General features: G+C 52.9%; 12 protein-coding genes and 1 tRNA gene. 1 reads left to right on the forward strand and 12 read right to left on the reverse strand.

Annotated elements, in window-relative coordinates:
- The first annotated feature begins 42 nt into the window (after positions 1-42).
- Positions 43-123: transfer RNA gene (locus B3M32_RS07865), tRNA-Ser, on the forward strand.
- A 96-nt stretch (positions 124-219) separates the two neighbouring features.
- Here the strand turns inward: B3M32_RS07865 and B3M32_RS07870 are convergent.
- The 12 genes from B3M32_RS07870 to B3M32_RS07925 all read right to left on the reverse strand — a co-directional run bounded on the left by B3M32_RS07870 (position 220) and on the right by B3M32_RS07925 (position 11,331).
- Positions 220-933 carry a ComF family protein gene (locus B3M32_RS07870; RefSeq protein WP_290744975.1) on the reverse strand — a complete coding sequence of 238 codons (714 nt, stop codon included), beginning with the start codon at positions 931-933 and terminating at the stop codon, positions 220-222.
- A 48-nt stretch (positions 934-981) separates the two neighbouring features.
- Positions 982-2,235 carry a rod shape-determining protein RodA gene (gene rodA / locus B3M32_RS07875; RefSeq protein WP_290744978.1) on the reverse strand — a complete coding sequence of 418 codons (1,254 nt, stop codon included), beginning with the start codon at positions 2,233-2,235 and terminating at the stop codon, positions 982-984.
- Entirely contained in the window at positions 2,235-4,079 is a 1,845-nt protein-coding gene (gene mrdA / locus B3M32_RS07880) for a penicillin-binding protein 2 (RefSeq protein ID WP_290744981.1), read from the reverse strand. The genes rodA and mrdA overlap by 1 nt, the downstream gene beginning before the upstream one ends.
- On the reverse strand, positions 4,072-4,560 hold the full coding sequence (gene mreD / locus B3M32_RS07885) for a rod shape-determining protein MreD (protein ID WP_290744984.1): 489 nt from the start codon (positions 4,558-4,560) through the stop codon (positions 4,072-4,074). Before mreD ends, mrdA begins: the two co-directional genes overlap by 8 nt.
- Complete coding sequence (mreC, locus tag B3M32_RS07890; RefSeq protein ID WP_290744988.1) at positions 4,553-5,317, reverse strand: rod shape-determining protein MreC; 765 nt, start codon at positions 5,315-5,317, stop codon at positions 4,553-4,555. Before mreC ends, mreD begins: the two co-directional genes overlap by 8 nt.
- An 86-nt stretch (positions 5,318-5,403) precedes the next feature.
- A complete protein-coding gene (locus tag B3M32_RS07895) occupies positions 5,404-6,426 on the reverse strand; it encodes a rod shape-determining protein (protein ID WP_290744991.1) in 1,023 nt (340 codons plus the stop codon).
- 68 nt (positions 6,427-6,494) lie between these two features.
- Positions 6,495-6,860 (reverse strand): hypothetical protein, encoded by a 366-nt coding sequence (locus tag B3M32_RS07900; protein ID WP_290744994.1) that lies wholly within the window; start codon positions 6,858-6,860, stop codon positions 6,495-6,497.
- Between the two features lie 66 nt (positions 6,861-6,926).
- Positions 6,927-8,213 (reverse strand): hypothetical protein, encoded by a 1,287-nt coding sequence (locus B3M32_RS07905; RefSeq protein WP_290744997.1) that lies wholly within the window; start codon positions 8,211-8,213, stop codon positions 6,927-6,929.
- A 132-nt stretch (positions 8,214-8,345) separates the two neighbouring features.
- Entirely contained in the window at positions 8,346-9,278 is a 933-nt protein-coding gene (locus B3M32_RS07910; RefSeq protein ID WP_290745001.1) for an AgmX/PglI C-terminal domain-containing protein, read from the reverse strand.
- A 2-nt stretch (positions 9,279-9,280) separates the two neighbouring features.
- Positions 9,281-9,775: an ExbD/TolR family protein gene (locus tag B3M32_RS07915; RefSeq protein WP_290745004.1), complete on the reverse strand. Its 495-nt coding sequence runs from the start codon at positions 9,773-9,775 to the stop codon at positions 9,281-9,283.
- A gap of 2 nt (positions 9,776-9,777) precedes the next feature.
- A complete protein-coding gene (locus B3M32_RS07920) occupies positions 9,778-10,674 on the reverse strand; it encodes a biopolymer transporter ExbD (protein ID WP_290745007.1) in 897 nt (298 codons plus the stop codon).
- Positions 10,675-10,710: 36 nt separating this feature from the next.
- Positions 10,711-11,331 (reverse strand): MotA/TolQ/ExbB proton channel family protein, encoded by a 621-nt coding sequence (locus tag B3M32_RS07925; RefSeq protein WP_290745009.1) that lies wholly within the window; start codon positions 11,329-11,331, stop codon positions 10,711-10,713.
- Positions 11,332-11,389 lie beyond the last annotated feature (58 nt).

Consider the following 11,389-nt stretch of genomic DNA (forward strand, 5'->3'; position numbering starts at 1 on the left):
CATTTGACGAAAGAGCCCTCGTTTTTTATCTTATCAGCGCCCGGAGGAATAGGCTAATTGGTAAGTCAGCGGTCTTGAAAACCGCCGCCGTAAGGCTTGGGGGTTCGAGTCCCTCTTCCTCCGCTAGTTAGGTCGCTTCACGGCAGTTACTAGTCAATAGAATTACGGGTTTCGAGAAGCTTCTCGAAACCTTTTTTACTAAGAACTCGGAACTCCATATTAAACATCCCACTCCATCCGGCAGTCCGCCACATAATCCATCGCGGCAGTCGCCGGCTCATCGAAAAGCAGCGTGCACACCTTTACCGGTAGCGGGAAATCCTTGCCGAACGCACTCACACAGGCGGAAGTGGTCGCTCCCGTAGTATACACGTCGTCGACAACGAACACCGTCCCCCGTGAAGGAACCTTCGCAGGCAGCCTGGCCGCAAACGCCCCGGCGACGTTCCATTGCCTCTGTTCCCTAGAAAGCTTGGTCTGCGATACGTGGAAAGTCTTTCTCCAAAGCCATCTGCAGACGCTCCCGCCTGTCGCCGAGGCAAACGCCGCCGCAATTTTTTCCGCCTGGTTATAGCCGCGTTCGCGGTACCTTGCTCGGTGTAACGGAACCGGCACAAAGAAAAAGGGCTTCGCGTAGACAGAAAAGAACTCCACCGCATCCCCGCCGCGACCAAGGGAAGAATTTCGCACCAGGTACGAGGCGACTCCGGAGATGTTCCCGTATTTGAGCACATGGACAAGACTGCGTGTCAGCGCGCGCATCGGGAAGAGGCATAGCGTGTCTTCGTTAGGGAACTTGGCACAGCGGCCCTCGTTCCGCACAGCCTCCCTGCATTTCGGGCATAGCCAGGGATCCAGCCGTTCCGAAGTAGTTCCGCAACCGAGGCAGTCCATGCCGAACAAAAAATTGGAAAAGCGTCTTGCGATATCCATAAAATCCGTCCTTTCCTATAAAGACGGATTTTTTGCGGAAAATGTTCCCTACTGCCGACGTCCCTGGTAGCGCATGCAGATAATGGCGCCGACAAGGACCATGCAGGTCATCGCGAACGAACCTCCGTACGAAAGGAACGGGAGCGGGAGTCCGGTTACCGGCATGAGACCGATGGTCATGGCGATATTCACCAGGATATGGAACAGGAATATCGTCGAGGACCCCATGACAATGAGCGTGATGAAGGGGTCGGAATAAAGCTTGCACGTAGAAGTCGCACGCCAGAGGAACAATGCATACAGGACAAGAATCAGGAAGCATCCGACAAACCCGAACTGCTCGCCCAATACGCTGAAAATGAAGTCCGTATGTTCTTCGGGCAGGAACGCCAAATTTGTCTGCGTACCGTTACCGAATCCCTTGCCCGTAAGACCGCCCGAACCGATTGCCGTCAGGGACTGCAGCACTTGGTAACCGTCGCCAAGCGGATCGCTCATCGGGTCGAGGAACGTGTTCACGCGTTTCTGCTGATGTGGTTCCAGCATGTTCCAGGCCATCGAGCTCGCGTAGCCAGCAAGGATATTCGTCGCCAAGAAGAAAATAGTCTGGGCCTTGGGCAAATGCCTGCGCACCAGGGCAAATACGACTGCGCAGATAAGCAAGCCCCACAATACCTGGTACACCATTGTCTGCGAATGGGAAAACAGGACCGAAAGTACCGGGCTGGTTATCAGGAACATGTCGACCAGCGTGAACCCGGCAAAAAAGAACGCCACATACGTTACCGCGATAAACACGAGAGCCGTACTCAAGTCCGGCTGTTTCAAGACGAGCGCGAAAGGCACGATAAACAGGAAAAACGGGACAACGAAAGTCTTGATTTTAAACAAGCTAACAGGATGGCGGGAAAGCCAATACGAAATAGTAAGCAGGTAGGCAATCTTGGCGAATTCCGACGGCTGTAGCTTGAAGAAGCCGAAGTCTATCCAGCGACCGGCGCCCTTGACCACATCTCCCGCAAAAAAGAGCACCACGCAAAGCAAGATGAGGGACAATATATAGAAAGGGGCGGTCATTCGCTTGATCCAATCGATTTTCAGGAACACGATACCGCCTGCAAGAACGCAACCGCCTATAAAGTAAATGATCTGCTTGAACCAGAACGATTCGTAGAATACGACCTCTTCGTTTGCCGTGGCGGAATAGACCAGTGCGATACCGCAAGCCATCAGGGCGAAAGTCGTGAGCAAGAAAACCCAGTCGAACTTCAAGGACTTATCTAGAAAACGTCCGGAACTCATCACTTCACCTCGTCTTCCTTGCCGAAATACGCCATCAGCACCTTGCGTGCGATAGGTCCGGATACGGCGCCACCGCCACCGGCAGCCTCCATGATTACGGCCACGGCGATCTGCGGGTCATCCAGCGGAGCGACTGCTGCATACCAGGCATGCGTCTTCGCACCCTTTTTCCATTCCCCCGAGCCCGTCTTTGCACCGACGCGAATTCCAGGGACAGCGCCGCGCTTACCCGTTCCGCCCGGATGGTTCACGACGGAATCCATAGCCGCCATGAGCACCCTGTGGGTTTCCGGCTTCATCTTTCCCGGCCTGATGATTTCCGGTTCGTAACGGCGAACAACGTTGCCGGCATCGTCGCGCAATTCCTTCATAAGGTGCGGACGGTAAACGCCCTTATTCGTTGCCAGCGAACCCACCATGACAGCCTGCTGCAACGGCGTCACCAGCTCTCCCTGGCCGATAGCGAGGTTCAGAATCAAGCCGCGAGCCCAGCGCCATCCCAGGCGCTTGTTTCTTTCGTTGAACGATGTAGAATCCACAAGCCAGCCGCCTTTTTCGCCAGGAATATCCACTCCGAGCGGCTTTTCGCCAAGACCAAAGCGTCTGCCAAATTCATTGATACGCGCCATGTCGATATCCAGGCCGGCCTGGTAGAAAAAGACATCGCAGCTGAGCCTGATGGCATGCACGACATTCAGGTTGCCATGCGTTCCCCAGCATTTCTGGTAACGGGCGCCATACTGGTAGCCGCCAGTGCACGGCTTGGGATAATATTTGCTTTCGGAAAGGATTCCATTCTCGAGCCCGGCTCCGGCCGTGATGAGCTTGAACACGGAGGCAGGCGTGTACGTTCCGGAAATGGCACGGTTCGTCAGGGGACGCAGGGAGTCGAGCGCCACCTGGGCCCACCCCTTGTTGCGTTCACGCTTTTTCAGGGAAAAGATATTCGGATCGAGACGCGGCGAACTCACCATGGCAAGAATTTCACCATTGCGCGGATCGACCGCCACCAACGCACCCCTTGCCGTATCGGGAATAGCCTCTTCCGCGACCTTCTGCAATTTCAAATCGATTGTGGAAATCAGATGCAGTCCAGGAACAGGCGGTTGCGCATCTACGCCCTTCACAAGGCCGAGTTCCCTTCCGGACGCATTCACCTCGACCAGCTTGATGCCGTTCTTGCCCCTGAATTCCTGGTCATATCCCTGCTCCAGGCCCTTTTGCCCGATGCGGTCACCCTGGGAATAGCCTTCGTACTCGGGCAGCTTCAGCTGTTCTTCGGAAATCTCGCTCGTATAGCCGAGCAAATGCGAAGCCAGCGTACCGTAAGGATACTCACGCCTCGACTCGATCAACGTCACCACGCCGGGCAACTCCGAAGAATGTTCTTCGATTATCGCCACCTGCTCCGGAGACGCATCCTCGAAAAATCCGATAGGACGGTTCTTTATCCAGCGGCTGCGCTGGAAAGCGGTATCCAAGGAAAGCGAATCAAAAAGACGTGTACCATCCTTGTCGCGGATTCGGAGCAAGCGATTCATGACAGAGTCACGGTCCGCCTTTGCACGGGGCAAACTCATCGCCTGCAAGGCAATCTGGTACGAGGGCCTATTGCGGACAAGCACGACCCCGTTGCGGTCGTAGATATAGCCTCGTTCTGCAACAAGGACTACCTTGCGGATTCGGTTATTTTCGGAACGCTGGAGGTTTTCGTCGTAATGAGTATACTGCAGGGAATAAAGGCGGATCAGGAGAATCACGAACAAGATAAGGACCATGCTCATGAACACAAGGACATTCCAGTTCCTGTTCTGCACATAATCGTTATCACCAGATCTAAACACGACGTTTCATCTTCCCTGACGACAAATGGAACACTACCGCGCCAACTACTACCGTATAGAGACACTCCGGAACCGTCTTGGAAAAGAACAGGCTGGTGACAACATCCTTTTCGAGCCCGGTCAAGAGGAAATAAATCATGTCACAGACAAAGAAGCCTATGGCAAGCACGGCCGTTTTCGCAGGCAGGTTCAGCGTAAGGAAACGTTCTTCCAGCTGGCCCACCACGAAACCGAGAACCGTCATCGCGATAGTGTGCGCCCCGAGCCATTCAACGGGAGCATAGATGTCCTGCATAAAGCCGGCAAAAAATCCCCAGAAACATCCCGTAGCCGGGCCGTACTTGATCGCTATGGCGACAATCATGATAATGACGAAATCGGGACCTACGTCGAAAATCTTGAGCCAGTCCCCGACAGTCGTCTGCAAGACAAAGCAGAGGATAAAAAGCAGGAACAGCTTGAACCATTTCATCTTATTCATCAAGCATCTCCTGGATAATCCAATCCGGTTCCTTTTCCATCACAAAGACTTCTTCAAGCGTGGAGAACTCCTGGAACGGTTCCACGTACATCTGACGCATTACATCCAAGTCCGCCTGGCGAACCGTCTTCACCGTTCCCACGGGAATCCCCTTCGGGAAAATTCCGCCAAGGCCAGAAGTAATCAACGTATCGCCAACCTTTACACCGGCATGCGTCGGCACCATCGCCGAAAGCATCAGGCCATCAACCGATTCCAGGAAGCCGACTACGCGCGTACGCCGCTCCATTACAGACAACTTAAGATTCGGATCTACGAGCAGCTGTACGCGCGCATAGCCGTAAGATGCCTTCGTCACCTTTCCCACCAGTCCGTTCATGGAGAAAACAGGCATGTTTTCATGTACGCCATGGTGCGTACCGCGGTTGATAACCATCGTCGTCAGGAATCTTCCGGGATTGTGTCCGACAACACGGGCCGTTACTATCGGGAACCCCCACTTGTCGTCGAACCGCACCAGTGCATGCAGTCGCGTCAGTTCTTGCAAGCCTTCGCTCGCGTAATACGTTTCTTGACGCAACCGTGCGTTTTCTTGCTTGAGCTGTTCGTTTTCGGCAACCACGGAGCGATAAGCGTCCAAGGACGACATCGCCATCTGTGCCGGATACAGAATCGAACCCAGGATAGAAGAAACGACATTCTGTTTGACGGTGTTGGGCGCCTGACGCATCAGCAAGCCCACGAGTAAAAAGAACACAAAGGCAACAATACCGTGCCTTTGCGTAAACAACTCGACTACAAAGCGAAAAGCCCTAAGCATCGAACCGTAATATGAAGCTTGTTCTAGTTAGAAGTCGCAACCAAGACAGGACGATACTTGTCCAGATCTTCCAAGATGCGGGCAGCGCCCTTGCAAACGCAGACGAGAGCATCGTCGAACACGTTCACGGACAAGCCCGTTTCGTTACGGATACGTTCATCAAAACCGCGCAGCTGCGATGCGCCGCCAGTCATGATGATTCCCTTGTCGTAAATATCGGCAGAGAGTTCGGCAGGAGTCATGCTCAACGCCTGCTTCACAGCTTCGATAATCGCGGTGACAGGTTCGTTCAATGCTTCACGAATTTCTTCGCTCTTGATAGTCATGGTGCGGGGCATACCGGCGATAAAGTCGTGTCCCTTCACTTCCATCGTCAGTTCCTCTTCCAGCGGATAGGCGGAACCGATCTGAATCTTAATCTGTTCGGCGGTGCTTTCGCCAACCTGCAGGTTATACATCGTGCGGAGGTAGCGGACAATCGCATCGTCCATCTCGTCACCACCGACACGCACAGAGGCGTTGCACACGGTACCGTTCAAGGCGATAACGGCAATGTCAGACGTACCGCCGCCGATATCCACGATCATGTTACCCACGGGATCTTCGACAGGGATGCCCATACCGACAGCGGCGGCCATCGGTTCATGAACCAGATGCACTTCCTTGGCACCGGCCTGGCGAGCAGCATCGATAACGGCACGCTTTTCCACTTCGGTAATGCCGCTCGGGACACCGACCACCACACGCGGTTTTACCATCCACAGGGGGTATTTCTGCACGCGCTTGATAAAGGTCTGCAGAAGCGTTTCCACAAGTTCGAAATCGGCAATGACACCGTCACGCATCGGACGTACTGCGCGGGTCTCCCCCGGAGTACGGCCAAGCATCTTCTTCGCTTCGAAGCCGATAGCGCTTACGCGGTTATTCTTGCTATCCACAGCAATAACCGTAGGTTCGTTGATTACAATACCCTGGCCGGCAACGTGGACCAAAGTGTTCGCCGTACCAAGATCAATTCCAATGTCGCAAGAAAAGAGACCGAACAAAATACCGCCCTTTGTTAAGATTTAATCTGACAGAAAAAAATATAGTATTTCCCCTCATAAGGGAGGGGCTATGGCAAACTATCCTTGCCAAAATGGAGAACCTTCAAATACCGGTCCCAATGCCGGGCTGCAACATCGTAACGGTACTTGCGTTTCTCGTGCATGGCAATGTCCTTGTAGATGAAAAAGTCCACTTCCGCATAGGCCGAATAGATTTCGGCGGCAGCGCCTTCGAACAAACGAAAATCCTTTACCCGGTAGTACGGCTCGTCCAAAAGCCCGTCCCTGTTGCCGGAAGCATGGATCGTCTCGGCGACCATGAACTTCAGGTCCTCTTGAAGATACGACTCCAGTTTCTTCTCGATGCGGTCCGTCCTTTCAGAACAACCTAACAAACAGGTGCAAGCAAAAACAAAGGCAAGAAATTTTTTCATGGCATAAAAATAATAAGAAAAGGGACCTTGGAAGAACCAAGGCCCCTAAGCTCAGTCAACCTTCGACTAGAAGCTGTAGGTTGCAGAAATTCTCGAGAAGAGACGGCCTTCGCCCTGGAACGGGTTGCGGAAGAGCATGTCTTCGGCAACGGTCACGTCGATCTTCAGCTTTTCTTCGATGTTGATACCGAAACCGAACCCGACATGGTCGTCAGCCGTACCGTCGGCAAGCGGATTCGTCGTGAAGAAGTTGCCGCTTTCCTTGCAGATGCCATCGGTACCCTTGTTCTTTTCGTGCTGGTCGCATTCCGTGTAGAGAATGGACTTCTGGCCACCGACGCGGATAACGAACCAGTCCCACCAGATGTTACGTTCGATACCGAAGCTGATCATGCCACCGATATCGCCGCGTTCGTCCCAGTGCGGATCGTCCACGTTGCTGGCGTCGTAGATGGTTTTGCCGGTGTTGTAATCAAACGTCCAGTCGTGAGCCCTCATCTTGTTCCAGATGAAGTCACCGCCCAACCAGAAGAAACCACGGTCAAGAGCGACGTTGATACCGAGGCCGACCTGGGCATGCTTGTCTTCGATGCCCGGAGCCTGAATCAAGTTCATGGAGAATGCCGGAACGAGTTCACCATCGAGAGCTTCGAGAGTGAAGAACGCACGTGACTTGGCCAAGAAGCTGAAGTCGCCATCGTCAAAGAAGTTCTGGTGTTCGGGACCATACTGGATACGGGCCAAGCCGAAGCTGATTTCAAAGTCGATATTGCTGCCGAACTGGAGGTTGAAACCACCGTCCGCCTGCACGATAGAGGCAAAAGCGGCGGCATCGACCTGGTAAGAGCCGCTCGGAGTTTCATAACCACCATCCTGGTGGGCAATGTAGATATGCAAGCCCCAGGCATCACCGCTGGTCAAGGTGCCACCCAAGAACCCGTCGAAGTTCGTCACGGTCTGCGGCGTGACAGAAGCCTTGCCGTCATCACCGATAACAACGGTCGGGAAATAACGGGTAAGCTCAGAAATACGTCCAAAGAGGCCGCCTATGGAAAGACGCGGATCCGGATTGTTTTCGTCGCCAAGAGAGATGGAGAAAATGCCACCAAAGTTCGGGAACTTCGGATCCTGGTTAGTTCCGGCAGGAACGTCCTCGGTATAAGGACCGAATTCGCCGATCAAGTAGTTCGGATAGAGGTTGATGTTTGCCGGATTATCAAAGATGCTCACGTCATCCATGATATAGGTGGTGTTCTTGCCCATGGACTCGATGCGAGCGAACGTCGCAAAGGCGGTTCCTACGCCGAGGACACCGAAAGCAACACCGACTGCTGCAGCAGATCTTAAGTTCATTAGAGGACTCCTTGTAAATTCTACACTAAAGTTAATTTTATTCAAACGAAAACGCAACTAAAAAATGCAAAAAAGACCAAGCTTTTGGGGCTTGGTCCTTTTTTTGCGCCTTGCGCAAGTCGTTCAAGAAGATTATTCGGAGAACGTGAACGGAATTGTAACCGTCGTGTTACCAGACTTAACCTTGCTGAACTTCCAGCGGCTCACAGCGCCCTTGATTTCGCCATCAAATTCGCCGTACCCGGTTGTAGAAGAAGCAATGGAAATGCTGATAATTTCGCCACCCGGAGCAATCGTGAACTTCAAGGTAACCTTACCCTGGAATCCCGGTTTCTTCTTCAGGAACTTGTTGTAGATGTGGCGCAGACCCGGAGTACGCTGACGCACAACCTTCATGATGTCTGCAGCGGAACGAGATCCACCACCAGCACCCATGTCGATATCGCGTTCAGACGGAGTCTTGATGGAACCCTTGGCCTTGGTAGCGATACCACCGCCACCACCACCGAGGAGGCCAGCCAGGCCGTCACCGATACCACCGGAACCGCCTTCTGCGTAACCTTCGTTGAAGCCACCGTCAGCCTTACCGCGACGGCCACCGAGAACGGTCTTACCCGTCGTCTGGAGACCAGCCACGTCCTTGAGCACCTTGTCGATGTCCTTGGAGAACTTCTGGTTCTTCATAAGGTCGTATGCACCGGCAGAGGCATTCTTGGTCTGGGCAGTAAGGAGCTTAAGCACACCGCGAGTCTGCGGAGCGTTGGGCTGACCCTTACCACGCGGCTTACCACCGCCACCGGCCTTCTTACGCGGCTTCTTCGGCTCTTCCTTCTTCTTCTCTTCCTTCTTTTCTTCCTTCTTCTCTTCCATCATCATGGAAGCGGAGAGGTCTTCAGCAGCGGATTCTTCGAAGATAACTTCGTCGACCACGGCTTCGTACATGGAAGCCCAGAGGGAGAAAGCGAGAGCAACAATCACGGAGATACCGGCGATTGCACCCATCTTCTTGTCGGATTCCGGCATCAGGGACGCAACTAACGGATCTAATTGCTGTTTTTTAGCCATAATTATTCCTCCCCGCCGTTCTTCTGCATCACGGCAAATGCGATATTCGTGTATCCGGAGAAGCCACAGGTGGCCATCACCTTGTACATCGCATCGTACGGGATATTCTTGTCAATCTGAACAATGATGTTACCGGCTTCATCGGCAGGGAGACCCATCTTGAGGGCGTGTTCCTGTTCGATAGCGCGACGGTCCTTCAGGATTTCGTCCAGCTTGGTGACAAGCAGGTCTTCCTGGGCGATCACGTCGGCAGTCGGCACAACCTTTTCATTATCAGCAATGACGTAGTTCGCATCGACCACGACAGTCAGAGAAACAGTCTTCGGCTGCACCTTGGAGGTGGAGATTGGAAGAATCAGGTTCTCGGCCTGGGTGAGCAACTGACCTTCGGCGTCCATGTTCTTAATCATGAACACCAGGATGATGGTCATCATGTCCATCATGGAGGTCAAGGAGAAAGGTACGTCTTCGCTATATTTACGAGTTTTTCTAGCCATGATTAACCTCCCAACTTAGCAAGATTGATCTTGGTGAACCCAGCTTCCTTGGAACGGTCCATGAGCTGGATGATCTTGTCAAATTGAGTATCATCGTTAGCAACGATGATAATGTTATCAACGTCTTCGAGGTCAATAAACTGCGTATGGATAGCAATGAGGTCCTTCGCAATCAGATCGTATGCGGAAAGCGGATAGATGATGTTTTTAGCAGCGACATCCGGTTTGAGCGTACGAGCCGAGTTCGGGGTCAGGGTAGCGAGGGCTACACCGGCAGCAGGCTTCTTGAGAGCCGGCGGCGGAGTGAGGCCGAGGGTACCTTCACCCGGAAGGGCGATAAAGTTGTTGTTGCCGTCCACGTAGGCACTGTCGGCAGCCGGTTCTTCGGCGCTACCCCCGTTGGAGTAGAGAGCCCAAATAACGCGGCCCGGATCTTCTTCAGATTCCTTGTTGATAGCCCAAAGTTCGATGGTCTCGATTTCATAGAGATACTTCTCTTTATCCATCTCAGAGCCATCCTTGCACTTCGGTCCATGTCCGCTTTCAACAGTAGCCTTAACGTCATCCATCGCGTAAGTGACGAGCTTAGCATCGGACTTGCAACGGAACGTCCACATTTCCTTAAAATAGACGTTCGGCTGGAAACCACCACGAGCACCAATCACGAGGTAATCGCTGGTAATCGCGAGGGACAAGTTCAATGCCTGCTGGTCCGGTTCCGGAGGCGTTTCATTGTCGAGGTTCATCATGCTGCGTTCCGGCAGGTTGACTTCGACAATAGCAAGCTTGGAGAAAGCCGTCATGGTCAAAAGCATAGGAATCAGAATGGTAAACAAGCCCATCGCCGGCAACAGGTCCGGTTCTTCGACTTTACCAGGTTTCTTGATTTGTTTTGCCATGTGTTATAACTCCAGTTTTAAATTACTCTCAATGAATTACGAGAGGGAGTTGATGATCTTGAGGCCCTTTTCTTCCATTTCCTGGATCAGGCGTTCGGAGTTCATGTTGAGGATACCGACGATGACCAGAAGAGGCACGGCGGAGAGAAGTCCGAGGAGCGTGGTACCCATAGCGATAGCGATACCGTCAGCAAGAGCCTTGGCACGTTCAGAAGCGGGTTTGTTAGCCACAGCGTCGAAGGTGTAGATCAGACCGTAAATCGTACCCATAAGTCCGAGCAACGTAGAGATGGAAGCCATAACGGAAATGAGGGAGATGTAACGAGTCAGACGGGGAGCTTCAGTCAGGAACACGGCGTCGCAAGCGGCGGACATGTTTTCGCGGCCACCGTTACGGGCAGCGACGATGGCAGCCATCACCTTGGCAATCGGGAGGTTGGTCGCATTGGCGAGGCTCAGAGCCTGATCAAACTGCTGAGAGCTGATCAGCTTACCGAAGTCGGCAAGGAACTTGGCGCGGCCCTTCGAGCTCTTCACGATGATGTAGACAATACGTTCGATGGCGAAACCGAGACCGATCATGAACACCATCAAGATAATCCACATGAACTGGTAACCATCAGATTCGGGGCTGAAGGATTGAAGCATTTTAGACATTAGAGTACTCCTTTAGAGTGTTTGTTTTTGGTTTGTTTTTGAAATCTTTGTTCAATTT

This window comes from Fibrobacter sp. UBA4309, assembly GCF_002395745.1.
GTDB lineage: Bacteria > Fibrobacterota > Fibrobacteria > Fibrobacterales > Fibrobacteraceae > Fibrobacter.